Annotated in this window: 12 protein-coding genes; 7 read left to right on the plus strand and 5 right to left on the minus strand. The window is 62.9% G+C overall.

The features are described 5' to 3' along the window. Positions 1-92 precede the first annotated feature (92 nt). The 5 genes from V1279_RS08165 to V1279_RS08185 form a co-directional block, all read right to left on the minus strand. Complete coding sequence (locus V1279_RS08165; protein ID WP_334434210.1) at positions 93-1,091, minus strand: ABC transporter ATP-binding protein; 999 nt, start codon at positions 1,089-1,091, stop codon at positions 93-95. Next, positions 1,088-2,086 (minus strand): ABC transporter ATP-binding protein, encoded by a 999-nt coding sequence (locus V1279_RS08170; protein WP_334434212.1) that lies wholly within the window; start codon positions 2,084-2,086, stop codon positions 1,088-1,090. The genes V1279_RS08165 and V1279_RS08170 overlap by 4 nt, the downstream gene beginning before the upstream one ends. Then, positions 2,083-3,054, minus strand: coding sequence for an ABC transporter permease (locus tag V1279_RS08175; RefSeq protein WP_334434214.1), 972 nt, complete (start codon positions 3,052-3,054; stop codon positions 2,083-2,085). The genes V1279_RS08170 and V1279_RS08175 overlap by 4 nt, the downstream gene beginning before the upstream one ends. Before the next feature lie 13 nt (positions 3,055-3,067). Continuing rightward, on the minus strand, positions 3,068-4,048 hold the full coding sequence (locus V1279_RS08180) for an ABC transporter permease (RefSeq protein WP_334434216.1): 981 nt from the start codon (positions 4,046-4,048) through the stop codon (positions 3,068-3,070). 106 nt (positions 4,049-4,154) lie between these two features. Next, a complete protein-coding gene (locus V1279_RS08185) occupies positions 4,155-5,750 on the minus strand; it encodes an ABC transporter substrate-binding protein (RefSeq protein WP_334434219.1) in 1,596 nt (531 codons plus the stop codon). A 196-nt stretch (positions 5,751-5,946) separates the two neighbouring features. Here V1279_RS08185 and V1279_RS08190 point away from each other — a divergent pair, with 196 nt between their 5' ends. The 7 genes from V1279_RS08190 (at position 5,947) to V1279_RS08220 (ending at position 16,059) form a co-directional block, all read left to right on the plus strand. Next, the gene (locus tag V1279_RS08190) at positions 5,947-7,200 is read left to right on the plus strand and encodes an NAD(P)/FAD-dependent oxidoreductase (protein ID WP_334434221.1); all 1,254 of its coding nucleotides are present in this window, start codon (positions 5,947-5,949) and stop codon (positions 7,198-7,200) included. A 97-nt stretch (positions 7,201-7,297) separates the two neighbouring features. Beyond that, entirely contained in the window at positions 7,298-7,552 is a 255-nt protein-coding gene (locus V1279_RS08195) for a DUF6489 family protein (RefSeq protein WP_247830213.1), read from the plus strand. A gap of 66 nt (positions 7,553-7,618) precedes the next feature. Beyond that, positions 7,619-8,353, plus strand: coding sequence for an esterase/lipase family protein (locus V1279_RS08200; protein WP_334446261.1), 735 nt, complete (start codon positions 7,619-7,621; stop codon positions 8,351-8,353). Between the two features lie 155 nt (positions 8,354-8,508). Continuing rightward, positions 8,509-10,056, plus strand: coding sequence for a WS/DGAT/MGAT family O-acyltransferase (locus V1279_RS08205; RefSeq protein ID WP_334434223.1), 1,548 nt, complete (start codon positions 8,509-8,511; stop codon positions 10,054-10,056). A 9-nt stretch (positions 10,057-10,065) separates the two neighbouring features. After that, positions 10,066-11,061: an alpha/beta fold hydrolase gene (locus V1279_RS08210; RefSeq protein ID WP_334434225.1), complete on the plus strand. Its 996-nt coding sequence runs from the start codon at positions 10,066-10,068 to the stop codon at positions 11,059-11,061. Between the two features lie 162 nt (positions 11,062-11,223). Next, the gene (locus V1279_RS08215) at positions 11,224-14,463 is read left to right on the plus strand and encodes a bifunctional cytochrome P450/NADPH--P450 reductase (protein WP_334434227.1); all 3,240 of its coding nucleotides are present in this window, start codon (positions 11,224-11,226) and stop codon (positions 14,461-14,463) included. Between the two features lie 378 nt (positions 14,464-14,841). Further along, a complete protein-coding gene (locus tag V1279_RS08220) occupies positions 14,842-16,059 on the plus strand; it encodes an IS4 family transposase (protein WP_334446262.1) in 1,218 nt (405 codons plus the stop codon). Position 16,060: the final 1 nt, after the last annotated feature.

The following is a 16,060-nucleotide window of genomic DNA, read 5'->3' on the forward strand; positions in this document are numbered from 1 at the left end:
GCGGGGCTGGTATCGTGGTGCTGAAACACTTGACCACAGGCGCGGCTGGATGCCAACCGCTGGGATGCCACGCATTGCACCCATCTCCGTGATCATACCAAGGCCGTGGTCTCAACCGGATGGTTGACGGCATGGCAGGCGACGCCGTCGATCAGGACGGGCGCTTCCCTGCGGCAGAGATCGAACGCCAGCGGGCAGCGCGGGTTGAAGGCGCAGCCGGGCGGCGGATGGATCGGATTGGGGATTTCGCCCTTGACCGGAATCCGCTGGCGGCCGGACATCGCGAGATCAGGAACCGCGCCCAGCAGCATCTTGGTGTAGGGCATTCGGGGATTGGCGAACAGCTCGCGGCCTTCGGCAATCTCGACGATGCGGCCGAGATACATCACGCCGATCCGCGTCGCCATGTGGCGGACCACGGCGAGGTTATGGCTGATCAAGAGGTAGGTCAGCCCGAACTTGTCCTGCAGGTCGCGCATCAGGTTGAGGATCTGCGCCTGCACGGAAACATCCAGCGCCGAGGTCGGCTCGTCGCAGACGATGAATTCGGCCTCCGACGCTAGCGCGCGCGCGATCGCGATGCGCTGACGCTGGCCGCCGGAAAACTCGTGCGGATATTTCAGGCCGTCGTCGGGATGCAGGCCGACGACGCTCAACAATTCGCCGACGCGCGCGCGGATATCGCGCTCGCCCTGGATCAAGTCGAAGGCGCGGATCGGTTCGGAGACGATGGCATCGACCCGAAAACGCGGATTGAGGCTCGCATAGGGGTCCTGGAAGATCATCTGGATGCGGCGGCGGAGCCGCTGCCGCGCCTGTGCCTGCCTCGCATTCGTCATCGACACGCCGTCGATGATCACTTCGCCCGAGCTCGGCGGCAGCAACCCCACCACCATCCGCGCCACGGTGGTCTTGCCCGAGCCTGACTCGCCGACGAGCGCGAAGGTCTCGCCCTTCCTGATATCGAAGGTCACGCCGTCGACGGCTTTCAGGAATTCCAGATGCCCACCTTCCAGCACGCGGTTGAGCCACGGTTTTGAGACGTCGAACACGCGGCGCAAATTTCTCACATCGACAAAGGAGGCCGTCATGCTGCGGTCTCCTTCGCGGTTTCGTTTGGCGCGGTATCGAAGAGATGGCAGGCCACCGCGTGCGAGCCGTGCTTGAGCGGCTCCGGCCGGTCGACGCGGCAACGGTCGAACGCAAAAGCGCAACGCGGATTGAACGAGCAGCCCGGCGGGATCGCCGACAGGCGCGGCATCGAGCCCGGGATCTGCACCAGGCGCTTGTCTTCGCCCGCAAGCGTCGGGATGGCGCCCATCAATCCCTTGGCGTAGGGATGCAGCGGGTTCTGCACCACATCCTGCACCGGGCCGATCTCGGCGATCCGGCCCGAATACATCACGGCGACTCGGTCGGAGGTCTCGGCGATCACGCCCATGTCGTGGGTGACCAGCATCACCGCCGTGCCGTGATCGCGCCCGAGGCGCTTGATCAGCGAAATGATCTGCGCCTGCACGGAGACGTCGAGCGCGGTGGTCGGCTCGTCGGCGATGATCAGTTCCGGCTCGGCGCAGATCGCAAGGGCAATCACGACGCGCTGGCGCATGCCGCCGGAGAATTCGTGCGGATAGGCGTCGATGCGCTTTTCCGGCGCGGGGATTCCGACTTCGGCGAGCAGATCGATAGCGCGCTTGCGCGCCGCCGTCTCCGAAAGATTCATGTGGGTCCGGATCGTCTCGACGATCTGGTCGCCGATCCGGTAGAGTGGATTGAGGCTGGTCAGCGGATCCTGGAAGATCATCCCGATCCGTTTTCCCCGGATGCGGCGGATTTCTTCCGGCGGCAGATGATCGATCCGCGTTCCCGACAGGTAGATCTCGCCGCCCGCGATGCGGCCGGGTGGATCGATCAATCCGATCACGGCTAGTCCCGTGACTGATTTGCCGGCCCCTGACTCGCCGACCACGCCGAGCACTTCGCCCTTGGCGATGTCGAAGGAGACGCCGTTGATCGCGCGCAGCGCGCTGCGGCGGGTGAGGAATTCCACCTCGAGGTTACGCACGGAGAGAACGGGTACGGTCATCGGAGCTTTGGATTGAGCGCGTCGCGCAGCCAGTCGCCAAGCAGGTTGATGGAAAGGATCAGTCCCGCTAGCGCAATGCCTGGGAAGGCCACGATCCACCATTCGCCGGCGAACAGGTAATTGTTGCCGATCCGGATCAGGGTGCCGAGCGAGGGCATGGTGTCGGGCATGCCGGCGCCCAGAAACGACAGCGTCGCCTCGGTGATGATGGCGAGTGCTAGGTTGATGGTTGCGATCACCAGAATTGGGCCCATCGTGTTCGGCAACACGTGCCGGAAAATGATCTTGGTCGCGGGGAGGCCGATCAACTGCGCGGCCGCGACATAGTCCTTGTTCTTTTCGACCATGACCGAGCCGCGCACGGTGCGGGCATATTGTACCCAGAAGCTCAGCCCGATGGCGACCACCAGCACCGCCAGCGTACTCATGGCATCTAAGCGGTTGCCGAACACGGACTTGGCAACGCCGTTGACCAATAGTGCGATCAGGATCGCGGGGAAGGTGAGCTGCACATCGGCAATGCGCATGATCAGCCCGTCGACTGCACCACCGACATAACCCGCGATGAGGCCAAGCGTGATGCCGAGCGTGCCGGCAAAGACGACGCCGAGTATGCCGACCACCAGCGAAATCCGCAAACCGTAGAGAATGGCGGAAAACACGTCGCGGCCCTGCTCGTCGGTGCCGAGCAGGAACGGGCTCTGGCCCTCGGCCGTCCATAGCGGCGAGATCCGCGAATTCATCAATTGCAGCTGCGCCGGGTCGAACGGGTTCTGCACCGCGATCTGCGATGCAAAGATCGCCAGCAGGAAGAACAGGACGGTTACGGCCGCCGCGACCATGGTCATTCGGGAGCGGCGGAACGAATAGAAAATATCGCTGTCGAGCGTGCGCTTGAACCAGCCCGCGCCGGAACGCGCGGTGGGCGCATTCGACGGGGCTCGGTGTGGGACGACGGCATCGGACATGAAGAATCTCGTCTCAAGCGGGACGGCTGATCGTCGAGCGCAGGCGCGGGTCGACGACGGTGTAGAGGATATCGACCACGAGGTTAATGGTGACGAAGATCAGCGAAATCATCAGCAAGTACGCTGCCATGATCGGGATATCGACGTTCTGGATCGCCTGCACGAACAACAAGCCCATGCCGGGCCACTGGAACACGGTTTCGGTGATGATCGAAAAAGCAATTACCGTACCAAACTGCAACCCGGCAACGGTGATGACGGGAACCAGCGTGTTCTTCAGTGCATGGCCGAAATGGACTGCGCGTGTGGTCAGTCCGCGGGCGCGGGCGAAGCGGATGTAGTCGGTGCGGAGCACCTCTAGCATTTCGGCGCGCACCAGCCGCATGATCAGGGTCATCTGGAACAGACCGAGCGTGATCGATGGCATGATCAGCGCCTTCAGTCCGGAAAGGGTGAGCAGGCCGGTCGTCCACCAGCCGATCCGCACCACGTCGCCGCGCCCGAACGAGGGCAGCCAGCCCAGCGTCACCGAGAACAGATAGATCATGAGAATGCCGATCAGGAACGTCGGCAGCGAGATTCCGATCAGCGACACCGCTTGGAATATCTTGGTCAAAAACGTGTCGCGTCGCAACGCCGAATAGACTCCCATCAGGATGCCGAGCACCATGGCGAACACCGTGGCGCTGGCGGCGAGTTCCAGCGTCGCCGGCATACGCTCCATCAACAGGTTCGAAACCGGCTGGCGGAATTGGTAGGACACCCCGAACTTGAATTGCGCGGCATTGGCGAAGTAGCGGGCGAATTGCACCGGCACGGGATCGTCAAGCCCGAGAGATTTTCGTACCGCCTCGCGTTCAGCGGCCGGCGTATCCAATGAGACGATCTGGTTGACGGGGTCGCCGGCGAAGCGGAACATCGAGAACGCGATGACGCCGACCGCGATCATGACGCCGATGGCCTGGATAGCGCGGCGAAGAGTGAAAGCGAGCATGGGTTCCTTTCACTGCTCTTTTGGTGCGGCGGCGGACGTCGGCGTCGCCTGGAAAAGCGAAGTCCCGGAAGCCGCTAGGCCGCCGGGACCTGGTGTTGAAGCCTGCCTAGTCCTGCTTGGTCGCCCAGTAGAGCAGGACCTGGTTGTCGGCGCGCTGGCTCAGCTTCACTTTCTTCGACACGCCCCACGCCAGAGCCTGCTGGTGCAGCGGGATATATCCAAAGTCCTTGGCGCCGATTTCGTACGCTTGCTTGATCAGGAGGTCGCGCTTGGCCATGTCGGACTCCTGGAGCACCTTGTCGGTGAGTTCGTCGAGCTTCTTGTTGCAGTAGCCGCCGAGATTGGCCTCGCCGCGGCTGGATTTCGGATCGTCACGGCAGCCCATGATGTCGAACAGGACGTTGTGGGAGTCGAGCGTGCCGGGTGTCCAGCCGAGCAGATAGAACGAGGTCTGGTAGCCGCCGGGCTTCAGCACCTTGGCGAAATACTGCGCTTTGGGCTGGGCCAGCAGCGTTACCTTGACGCCGATACGGGCGAGCATGCCGACGACCGCCTGACAGATCCCGGCGTCGTTGACGTAGCGGTCGTTCGGGCAGTCCATCGTGACTTCGAAGCCATCGGGATAACCGGCCTCGGTCAGAAGCTTCTTGGCACCGTCGGGATCGAGTTTCGGCCGCGTGAAGTCACCGGACAGCTTGAACAGTTGCGGGGCGATCATCAGCGCCGAGGGTGTCGACAGGCCGCGCATGACGCGGGTCTTGATCAGTTCGATATCGACGGCCTTGAAGAAGGCCTCGCGCACCTTGACGTCCTTGAACGGGTTCTTGCCCTTGACGTTGGAATAGAGCAGTTCGTCGCGAACCTGATCCATGCCAAGGAAGATGGTGCGGAGTTCCGGTCCCTTCAGCACCTGGGCATTGGGGCTGGAGTCCACCCGCGTGATATCCTGGATCGGAACCGGCTCGATGACGTCGACTTCGCCCGAGAGCAGGGCGGCCACGCGCGTGGCATCCGAGCCGATCGGCGTGAAGATGATTTCCTTGAGATTATGTTCGGGCTTGCGCCACCAATTCGGGTTGGCCTTGTACACCGTCTTCACGCCGGGCTGATGGCTCTCGACGCTGAAGGGCCCGGTGCCGTTGGCGTTAAGCGAGGCAAAGCTCGGCGTGGTAGCCGCCGCGGGCGTCGGGTCGACCGAATTGTTCGCCTCGGCCCATTTCTTGCTCATGATGTACCAGGTATCCCATTGCGAATTGAGAATGGGATTGGGCGAGGTCAGAACGAAGTCCACCGTGTAGTCGTCGACCTTGACGACCTTGGCGTCGGTGGGAATGCGGGTCTGCAGGTTCGAGCCTTTTTTTCGAACGCGATCCGCCGAGAAAATAACGTCGTCGGCGGTGAAGGGATCGCCGTTCTGGAATTTCACACCCTTGCGCAGATGGAACCGCCAGCGGGTCGGCTCCGGCGTTTCCCAGCTCTCCGCCAGCGCCGGGATGATCTTCAGGTCCCTGTCGCGGGCCACCAGTCCTTCGAAGACATGTCCGAGATGGGCGTGGGTGGTGCTCTCGTTCAGCGTATATGGGTCGAGCGATTTGAGGTCACCCTGGTTGGCATAGCGCAGGGACTGGGCCGATGCCGGCACCAATGCCAGGGCAAGGATCGTAGCCGTGGCCGCTGCAAGCAAACTCTGACGTACCGACATTGTTCGATTTCCCCGCTTTGATCAGCAATTTCCGCAACTCGCGGCGGATATTGCCGAGCCATGTTGCCAGAGTCCAGCCGCCGCGCAAGCACCATTTCCCCGCACCGCGTGCCGGTTTGCGCGGCGGTGCGGTATTGACTAGTTTCACCATAAGCCGTGCACGCAAGCACGTTACATTGAACTTTCGGAGTGCCGGATGGCGGAACTGAAGGCCGACGTTCTCGTCCTGGGTGCGGGCATGGTAGGCGTCAGCGCCGCCTTGCACCTGCAGAAACGCGGCCGGAACGTGGTTCTGATCGACCGGCACGAGGTAGCCGGCGAGGAAACCAGTTACGGCAATGGCGGACTGATCGAATGCGCCTCGGTCTTTCCCTACATGTTTCCGCGGGACCTGGGCCAGATCCTGCGCTACGCGTTCCTTCGCGCGCCGCAGGTGCGTTACCATTTCAGGGATTTGCCGGCCTTCCTGCCGTGGCTGACACGGTATTTCCTCGCCTCGTCGCCGCAGCGTGCACTGCACAGTGCGATGGCCGAATTGCCGCTGATCCAGCGCAGCCTGATCGAGCATGAAGCGCTGATTGCGGAAGCCAATGTGCCTGAGCTGTTGCGGCGGACCGGCTGGATCAAGCTGTTTCGCTCCGAGGCGACGCTTGCGGGCGCCGTGGGGGATCTGGAGCGAGCCAGGCAGTATGGGGTCGCGGGCGAGATCCTGGACACGGCGGCGATTATTGCGCGCGAGCCGCATCTGACCGGCGATTTCAGCGGCGCAATCCATTTTCCGGCTCCGGGCTTCGTGCCGGATCCCGGCGGCTTGGCCAAAGCCTATTCGGCGCTGTTCGGCCGCAAGGGCGGGCGATACCTAGTCGGTGACGCGCGAACGCTCGAACAATCCGGCGGACGGTGGCGGGTGGCGACGCTGGAAGGCACCATTACGGCGCGCGACGTCGTGGTGGCGATGGGGCCGTGGTCCGACCAGATTTTTGCGCCGCTCGGCTATTCGATCCCGCTTCAGGTCAAGCGCGGCTATCATTTGCATCTCAAGGCGAGCGGCAATGCGGTCTTGAATCATCCCGTGCTGGACACCGATCTCGGCTATTTGCTGGCGCCGATGAATCGCGGCATTCGCCTGACCACCGGCGCGGAGTTTGCCCACCGCGATGCGCCGCCGACGCCGGTCCAGGTCGAGCGGGCGCTGCCGCGGGCGCATAAATTGTTCCCACTGGGTGCGCCGGTCGACGCCGCGCCCTGGAAGGGCGCGCGCCCCTGTTTGCCTGATATGCTGCCGGTGATCGGCAGGGCCCCCCGGCATGCCGGGCTATGGTTCGATTTCGGCCACCAGCACCACGGCCTGACGCTCGGACCGGCAACCGGCCGCCTGCTGGCCGAAATGATGACCGGCGAGACCCCGTTTGCCGATGCCAGGCCCTTTGCGGTCGAACGCTTTGGTTGACCATACCGGGAATTGAGAGGGCCGAAGGCCGGGTCTTTTCCTTGCGCGATCAGGGCTATCGTGGCGATACTGCAACGACCCAGCAAGAGGAGCGGTCATGAAAGTTAACGTCGAAATAGATTGCACGCCGCTGGAAGCCAGGCAGTTTTTCGGATTGCCTGACGTCTCGCCGATGCAGACCGCCGTGATGGACAAGATGCAGCAACAGGTGATGGCCAACATCGAAAAGGTTTCGCCGGAATCGCTGATCCAGAGCTGGTTCACGTTCGATCCCAAGATCGCCGAGCGGTTTCAGGACATGTTCGTGACCATGGCTGGCCTCGGCGGCATGGGTCAGAAGGACAAGAAGTAAGTGGCCATCGCGGAAGGCGGCGCGGCGACGGAAGAGCAACGGCTTCGGCCGCCGAGCCTGTTCCTGATGTTGGCAGAAACGAGGGCCTTGTTCGAGCTGAACTCGAGCCTCTTGCTGTCGCCGCTATTGTTGCGCGCGCCGAGGGGCGATGGGCATCCGGTGCTGGCGCTGCCGGGCTTTCTCGCCAGCGATCTCTCGATGGCGCCGATGCGGCGCTACCTGAAAGAACTCGGCTATGATACCTATGCGTGGAACATGGGCCGCAATTTCGGCGGCGTCGCTTCCAAGCGCGGCGCGTTGCGCGATCTCTTGCAGCGCATTCATGAATCGACCGGCCGCAAGGTCAGCCTGGTCGGCTGGAGTCTCGGCGGCGTCTACGCGCGCGATCTCGCCCTGCAGATGCCGGACATGGTGCGTGCCGTGATTACGCTCGGCAGTCCGTTTGCCAACGACATCCGCGCGACCAACGCCACCCGGCTCTACGAGGCGCTGTCGGGGGAGGCCGTCGACGACAATCTGGAAATCCGCCAGGCGATCGCCGGTGACCTGCCGGTGCCGGCGACCTCGATCTATTCCCGCACCGACGGCATCGTGAACTGGCACACCAGCCTGTTGCGTCCCTCCGAAACCGCCGAAAACATCGAGGTGTGCCTCGCCAGCCATATCGGGCTCGGCGTCAATCCCGCTGCATTATGGGCGGTCGCCGACCGCCTGGCGCAGGCCGAGGGCGAATTTAAGCATTTTGACCGATCAGGACCGTTTGCGATTGCCTATGGCCCCCCTGAAAATGCACAATCCTGACCAAAGCCCTAAGGTAAGGGGATGATTTCGAATGAGCCCGCCGTGCAATTGAGGCAGGATGGGTGGCGGTTTTCGGAATTTGCTCCAATAATAAAGACGTTCTGAACGCCAGAAGTGCCATCAAGGCGCCGCGTTTTCTACTGCGGGAGGAAAATATGGCGGACGCCAAGAAACTGTCTTCGATGGACGCGTCGTTTCTCTATCTGGAAACGCCTGAGATGCCGATGCACGTCGGGAGCATGGCGATCTTCCGCCTGCCGGAGAACTACAACGGCAACTTCTTCGAAGACTTCAAGGCGATGATCGCCTCGCGGCTGCACATTGCGCCAATCCTCAAAGCCCGTCTGGAAAAGGCCCCGCTCGACATCGATCATCCGTCCTGGGTCGAGGACGACCAGTTCGACATCGACCGTCACATCTTCCGCGGCAGCCTTCCGGCGCCGTATGACCGCGCCACGCTCGAGCGCATCGTCGGCTGGATGCATGCCAAGCTGCTCAACCGCGCCCGGCCGCTCTGGGAGTTCTATGTCTTCGAGGGCATGAAGGACAACGAGATCGGGCTCTATTCCAAGATGCATCACGCCTGCATCGACGGCGGCGCGGGCGCGGCGCTGACCAACATGATCTACGACGTCACGCCGGTGCCGCGCCTGGTCGAGCAACCGATCCCGCAGGCCAAGGGCGGCAATGAGCCGCGCGACATCGCCGCCAATCTCATCGACTCCTACCAGCAGCTCTGGCGCCAGCCCTTCGACGGCTCATCGACGCCGAAGACCCTCGACCTGCCGCGCTCGGGCAAGAGCGATCTCGGATCGATCCTGTTCGACAACGCCATGTTCCAGATCGAGAGCGCGGTGAAATTCGCCGGCAGCATTCCGGCGATGCTCAAGAGCGTCTCCGACGTCGTCGGCAAGATCTCCGATCCGAAGTCGCGCGACAGCATCGCCAGCATGGTTTCGCCGCCGACCATTTTGAACAAGGCGATTTCGTCGGAGCGCAGTTTCGCCGGCACGTCGATCTCGCTGTCGCGGGCCAAGGCGCTCGCGAAGCTTTCCGGCGGCAAGCTCAACGATGTGGTGCTGGCGCTCTCCTCGGGCGTGGTCCGGCGCTACTTGTTGGAACGGGGAGCCTTGCCCGCCAAGTCGATGACCGCCGCGGTGCCGATCTCGCTGCGCGAGGAGGGCAACACCGAGGCCAACAACCAGGTGTTCGGCATGATCTGCTCGATCGCCACCAATATCGAGGACCCGAAGGCGCGGCTGGAGGCGATCATCGCGCAATCCACCAAGTCCAAGGAGATGTCGCATCCGCTGCGGGCCTTCATGCCGCAGGTCTCCAACGTCTCGATGCTGGGCGCGCCGATCCTGGTGCAGATTATGGCGCTGCTCTACAGCCGCTCGGACCTGTCGAACGTGTTGCCGCCGTCCGCCAACATCACCGTGTCCAACGTGCCCGGACCGCGGCAGACGCTGTACGCGGCAGGCGCGGAATTGCTGCACATCTTCCCGGTGTCGATCTCGACCCACGGGATCGCGCTCAACATCACCGTGCAGAGCTACCGCGACCAGCTCGATTTCGGCTTCATCGCGGGCGCCAATATCATTCCGCATGTCCAGGTTATGTGCGACATGCTGCCGGTTGAATTCGAAGCGCTGGAGGCGGCGTTCGCGCCGCCGCCGACCATGACCCGCGCGGCTGAATAGGGGCTTGTGATGATTGAAATGCCGCCGCTGCAGTTCGCTCAGACGAACGGTATTCGCATGGGCTACTACGAGGCGGGTCCGAAGTCGGACGCGCCGCCCGTCATCCTGTGCCACGGCTGGCCGGAAATCGCGTTTTCCTGGCGTCACCAGATCAAGGCCTTGGGCGAGGCCGGCATCCGGGTAATCGCGCCGGATCAGCGCGGCTATGGCGCCACCGACCGGCCCGAGCCGGTCGAGGCCTACGACATGGAGCATCTGACCGGCGACCTCGTCGGGCTGCTCGATCATCTCAAAGTCGACAAGGCGATCTTCGTCGGCCACGACTGGGGCGGTTTTATCGTCTGGCAGATGCCGCTGCGGCACATCGATCGCGTTGCCGGCGTCGTCGGGGTCAATACGCCGCATTGGGATCGCGCGCCGGCCGATCCGATCGAGCTGTTTCGTCAGCGCTTCGGCGACAAGATGTACATTGTGCAATTCCAGGACCCTGGCCGCGAGCCTGACAGGATTTTCGCAAGCCGCGTCGAACAGACCTTTGATGCGTTCATGCGCAAGCCGGTGGCGCGCCCCGAAGGTACACCGGAGGAACAGCCGATTGCCGGCGTCGGCGCGTCGCCGCGGCTCAATCTTGCGTTTCCGCAGATGATCGCAAATTACGATGCCAAACACGATCCGCGCACGCCGATCCTGTCGCCGGAAGAAAAGAAGGTGTTCGTCGATACTTTCACGAAGACCGGCTTTACCGGCGGCATCAACTGGTACCGCAACTTTTCGCGCAACTGGCAGCGCTCGGAAGGCCTCGACCATACCGTCCGCGTGCCGTCGCTGATGATCATGGCCGAGAACGACGCGGTGCTGCCGCCATCGGCCGCCGACGGCATGGAGAGGCTCGTTCCCGATCTGGAGAAATATCTCGTGCGCGACAGCGGCCATTGGACGCAGCAGGAAAAGCCGGACGAGATCAGCGCCAAGCTGATCGAATGGCGTAAGAAGCGGTTTGGGTGAGGAACGGTGCCGCATCGTCATTGCGAGCGGAGCGAAGCAATCCATGGCGCGGCAAAGCAAGAGTGGATTGCTTCGTCGCTTCGCTCCCTTGCGCAAACGCTTCGCGTTTGTCGCAGGCAATAACGGTGTAGGCGTATCAGCGCGGCAGGAGATACTTCGATAATGGCGTCCCCCAATAAACTTAGTCCGATACCGCATCCGCCGAAAAAGCCTGTCGTCGGCAACATGCTGTCGCTGGATCCGAACGCGCCGGTGCAGCATCTGGTGCGGCTGACCAAGGAACTGGGGCCGATCTTCTGGCTCGACATGATGGGCGCGCCGCTGGTCATCGTCTCCGGCCACGATCTCATCGACGAACTCTCCGACGAAAAACGCTTCGACAAGGCGGTACGCGGTTCGCTGCGCCGCGTCCGCGCCGTCGGCGGCGACGGGCTGTTCACCGCCGACACCAATGAGCCGAACTGGAGCAAGGCGCACAACATCCTGCTGCAGCCGTTCGGTAACCGTGCAATGACGTCCTATCATCCGAGCATGGTCGATATCGCCGAGCAGCTCGTGAAAAAGTGGGAGCGGCTCAACGGCGACGAGGAGATCGACGTCGTCCACGACATGACCGCGCTGACGCTGGACACCATAGGCCTCTGCGGCTTCGACTACCGGTTCAATTCGTTCTATCGCCGCGACTATCACCCGTTCGTGGAATCGCTGGTGCGCTCGCTCGAGACCATCATGATGACGCGCGGCATTCCGCTGGAAGGCCTGTGGCTGCAGAAGCGTCGCAAGACGCTCGCCCAGGACGTCGCCTTCATGAACAAGATGGTCGACGAGATCGTCGCCGAGCGCCGCAGCAACGCCGAGGCCGCCGAGGGCAAGAAGGACATGCTCGGCGCCATGATGACCGGCGTTGACCGCGCCACCGGCGAGCAGCTCGACGACATCAACATCCGCTACCAGATCAACACCTTCCTGATCGCGGGCCACGAGACCACCAGCGGACTGCTGTCGTGCACGATCTATGCGCTGCTCAAGCATCCCGAGGTGCTCAAGAAGGCCTATGAGGAAGTCGACCGGGTGCTCGGCCCCGATATCAATGCGAAGCCGACCTATCAGCAGGTCACGCAGCTCACCTACATCACCCAGATTTTGAAGGAGGCGCTGCGGCTTTGGCCGCCGGCGCCGGCCTACGGCATCGCGCCGCTCAAGGACGAAACCATCGGCGGCAAGTATAATCTGAAGAAGAACACCTTCGTCACTGTCCTGGTGATGGCGCTGCACCGCGATCCCACCGTCTGGGGACCGAACCCGGATGCGTTCGACCCCGAGAATTTCAGCCGCGAGGCCGAGGCCAAGCGCCCGATCAACGCCTGGAAGCCGTTCGGCAACGGCCAGCGCGCCTGCATCGGGCGCGGCTTTGCGATGCACGAGGCGGCGCTCGCGATCGGGATGGTCCTGCAGCGCTTCAAGCTGATCGACACGCACCGCTACCAGATGCACCTGAAGGAAACACTGACGATCAAGCCCGACGGCTTCAAGATCAAGGTGCGGCCGCGCGCCGACAAGGATCGTGGCGCCTTCGCCGGCCGCGCTGCGGTCGCCGCAGCCGCCTCGAATGCTGCGGCGGTGCCGCAGGCGCGGACCCGTCCCGGGCACAACACGCCGCTATTGGTGCTCTACGGCTCCAACCTCGGCACCGCGGAAGAGCTGGCGACGCGGGTGGCTGATTTGGCCGAGGTCAACGGCTTTGCGACCAAGCTCGGCGCGCTCGATGATTATGTCGGCAAGCTGCCGGAGCAGGGCGCCCTGCTAATCTTCTGCGCTTCCTACAACGGCGCCGCCCCTGATAACGCCACGCAGTTCGTCAAATGGCTGGACAGCGGCCTGCCGAAGGATGCACTCGCCAAGGTGCGTTACGCCGTATTCGGCTGCGGCAACAGCGACTGGGCCGCGACCTATCAATCCGTGCCGCGTATGATCGACGAGCAGTTGGCGGCGCATGGCGCGCGCAGTCTCTATACCCGCGGCGAGGGTGATGCGCGCAGCGATCTCGACGGCCAGTTCGAGAAATGGTTCGCGGCGGCCGCGCCCGCGGCGATGAAGGAATTGGGCGTCGATTCCAGCTTCGCCCGCAGCGCCGACGACGCGCCGCTCTATTCGATCGAACCGGTGGCGCCCTCGGCCGTCAACGTGCTCGTCGCACAGGGGGGCGTCGCACCGATGAAGGTGCTGGTCAATTCCGAGCTGCAGAACAAGACCGGCGCCAATGGTTCCGACCGGTCGACCCGCCATGTCGAGGTCCAACTGCCGCCGGGTATTACTTACCGCGTCGGCGACCATCTCAGCGTCGTCCCGCGCAATGATCCGGCGCTGGTCGATTCCGTCGCGCGCCGCTTCGGCTTCCTGCCCGGCGATCAGATCCGGCTGCAGGTCGCGGAAGGTCGACGCGCGCAATTGCCGGTGGGCGATGTCGTGTCGGTCGGGCGATTGCTGACCGAATTCGTCGAGCTGCAGCAGATCGCGACCCGCAAGCAGATCCAGATCATGACGGAACACACGCGCTGTCCCGTTACCAAGCCGAAGCTGCTCGCTTATGTCGGCGATGATAACGCATCGACGGAGCTTTATCGCTCGGATGTGCTGGCCAAGCGCAAATCGGTGTTCGATCTGCTGGAGGAGTATCCAGCCTGCGAATTGCCGTTCCACGCTTATCTCGAAATGTTGTCGCTGCTGGCGCCGCGTTATTATTCGATCTCGTCATCGTCCTCGATCGACCCGGCGCGCTGCAGCGTCACCGTTGGCGTGGTCGAGGCGCCGGCAAGTTCGGGACGCGGCGTCTACAAGGGCGTCTGCTCGAACTATCTCGCCGGCCGCCGCGTCGGCGACAACGTGCATGCCACTGTGCGCGAGACCAAGGCCGGGTTCCGCTTACCCGACGATCCGGCCCAACCCGTGATCATGATCGGCCCCGGCACCGGGCTGGCGCCATTCCGCGGTTTCCTGCAGGAGCGCGCGCACCGCAAGGCGCAAGGCGCCAAGTTGGGGCCGGCGATGCTGTTCTTCGGCTGCCGCCATCCGGAACAGGATTTTCTCTACGCGGATGAATTGAAGGCCTTTGCCGCCGACGGCATTGCCGAGCTGCACACCGCGTTCTCGCGCGCCGACGGGCCGAAGACCTATGTGCAGCATCAGGTGGCGGCGCAAAAGGACCGCATCTGGAGCCTGATCGAGCAGGGCGCGATCGTCTATGTCTGCGGCGACGGCGGCAAGATGGAGCCGGACGTCAAGGCCGCGTTGGTTGCGATCTATCGCGAACGGTCCGGCGCCGGCGCCGAAGCCGGCCTGCGCTGGATCGACGATCTCGGCACCAAGAACCGGTACGTGCTTGATGTGTGGGCTGGCGGGTAACGCTCTATCCGTCGTCCCTGCGAACGCAGGGACCCATACTCCGCGGCCTCTCGTTGAGATAGTGCCGGATAATCTGCTCGTAACCACAATGTCCTGTGGTTATGGGTCCCTGCGTTCGCACTAGGGCATCTACACACCTTGGGGACGCGACAGATTGACTCGGAGCGGCATGATGTGCTGTCGCCGCAGCGTTTGTATGATTCTCTCTCTGGCGCTTTGATTCGAAGGAGCGCCAGAGATGCAGCAGGAACCGGGTTTGTCCCTGGGTAAGTTTGGAGACGTTCGCCTCGATAAAAGGGGGCGGCGCTTCTCCGGGCTATGCTTTGCACGCGCAGCGTCTGTTTGCGCCAGATGGCGCAGGGCGACTGGGCTGCGAACATGGCGTTCTGGCGGTTTGTGAACAATCCACAGGTCACGATCGACAAGCTGATTGAAGGCTGGAGCCTGCAGACGTCGATCGCGGTCAGCGGGCGTCATGTGCTGTCAATCCAGGATACCAGCGAGATTAAGTTCCACACCTGTCCTGGACATCGGCGCGGCTTGGGCAAGGTCGGCAAAGGCAATGCTCGCGGCGTGTTGCTGCATGCCATGATGGCGGTCGATGCCGACAGCGGGGTCTGTCTCGGGCTCACCGGCGGTGAGGTGTGGACGCGCAAGCGCAAGGCCAAGATCGCTCACGAGAAGCGCGCCTTGGCCGACAAGGAGTCGGCGCGCTGGGTGACGACCGCTGAGCAAGGCCGCGATGTTCTGGCCGCTGCTCGTATGATCACCGTTGTCAACGACCGCGAGGGGGATTTCTTTGCTCACTGGGCGCTGACACCCGCTGACAATGTCCACCTCCTGTCGCGCGCCATGCACGACCATGCGCTGGTCGACGGCGGCACGCTTTATCAGGCAGTCGAACGGGCCCGCTTCTGCGACAAGGCGGTGATCGATCTGCCAAAGCGAATGGATCGCCGCGGTCGCCAGGCCCACCTCTCCATGCGCTTCGGAACCGTTGTGCTCAAACGGCCGCCGCGCCCCGGCGTGAAAGACCTGCCGGAGGGCGTCAAAGTCAGCTTCGTGGAAGTCGTCGAGTTGCGCCCCCCGAAGGGCGCCAAGCCCATTCATTGGTTGCTCTTGACCACGCATCCGATTGCCGCTGCCGCCGATGCCTGGCGGATCGTCTCCTGGTACAAGCAGCGCTGGATCATCGAACAGCTCTTTCGCTCGCTGAAGAGCCAGGGTCTGCGCATCGAGGATAGTCAGCTCGACAGCGCTGAAGGCCTGATCAAACTCGCGGCGATCGCTACCAGAGTGGCATGTATCGTCATCCAGCTGGTTCAAGCCCGCAATGGCGGCGAAGAATTGCCGGCAGATTTTGCGTTCACACCGGACGAGATCGAAGCGCTCAAGGCCATCAACAAAACCCTGAAAGGCCGGACCGAGCTTCAGAAGAACCACCATCGCCCCAACACTATCGCCTGGGCCGCATGGATCATCGCAAAGCTCGGCGGATGGACCGGCTACGCCTCGCATCGCCCACCTGGACCAATCACCTTCCACATCGGAATGGCTCGCTTCCAAATCCTCGTATATGGCCCGGCAAACGTGTAGA

It is taken from the genome of Bradyrhizobium sp. AZCC 1610, assembly GCF_036924515.1.
GTDB lineage: Bacteria > Pseudomonadota > Alphaproteobacteria > Rhizobiales > Xanthobacteraceae > Bradyrhizobium.

What these genes read in the sequence shown, in the direction of transcription:
- V1279_RS08175 (WP_334434214.1), bottom strand. Translation starts at nt 3,054, where the DNA reads ATGTCCGATGCCGTCGTCCCACACCGAGCCCCGTCGAATGCGCCCACC.
- V1279_RS08210 (WP_334434225.1), top strand. Translation starts at nt 10,066, where the DNA reads ATGATTGAAATGCCGCCGCTGCAGTTCGCTCAGACGAACGGTATTCGC.
- V1279_RS08180 (WP_334434216.1), bottom strand. Translation starts at nt 4,048, where the DNA reads ATGCTCGCTTTCACTCTTCGCCGCGCTATCCAGGCCATCGGCGTCATG.
- V1279_RS08170 (WP_334434212.1), bottom strand. Translation starts at nt 2,086, where the DNA reads ATGACCGTACCCGTTCTCTCCGTGCGTAACCTCGAGGTGGAATTCCTC.
- V1279_RS08165 (WP_334434210.1), bottom strand. Translation starts at nt 1,091, where the DNA reads ATGACGGCCTCCTTTGTCGATGTGAGAAATTTGCGCCGCGTGTTCGAC.
- V1279_RS08195 (WP_247830213.1), top strand. Translation starts at nt 7,298, where the DNA reads ATGAAAGTTAACGTCGAAATAGATTGCACGCCGCTGGAAGCCAGGCAG.
- V1279_RS08220 (WP_334446262.1), top strand. Translation starts at nt 14,842, where the DNA reads ATGGCGTTCTGGCGGTTTGTGAACAATCCACAGGTCACGATCGACAAG.
- V1279_RS08185 (WP_334434219.1), bottom strand. Translation starts at nt 5,750, where the DNA reads ATGTCGGTACGTCAGAGTTTGCTTGCAGCGGCCACGGCTACGATCCTT.
- V1279_RS08190 (WP_334434221.1), top strand. Translation starts at nt 5,947, where the DNA reads ATGGCGGAACTGAAGGCCGACGTTCTCGTCCTGGGTGCGGGCATGGTA.
- V1279_RS08205 (WP_334434223.1), top strand. Translation starts at nt 8,509, where the DNA reads ATGGCGGACGCCAAGAAACTGTCTTCGATGGACGCGTCGTTTCTCTAT.
- V1279_RS08215 (WP_334434227.1), top strand. Translation starts at nt 11,224, where the DNA reads ATGGCGTCCCCCAATAAACTTAGTCCGATACCGCATCCGCCGAAAAAG.
- V1279_RS08200 (WP_334446261.1), top strand. Translation starts at nt 7,619, where the DNA reads ATGTTGGCAGAAACGAGGGCCTTGTTCGAGCTGAACTCGAGCCTCTTG.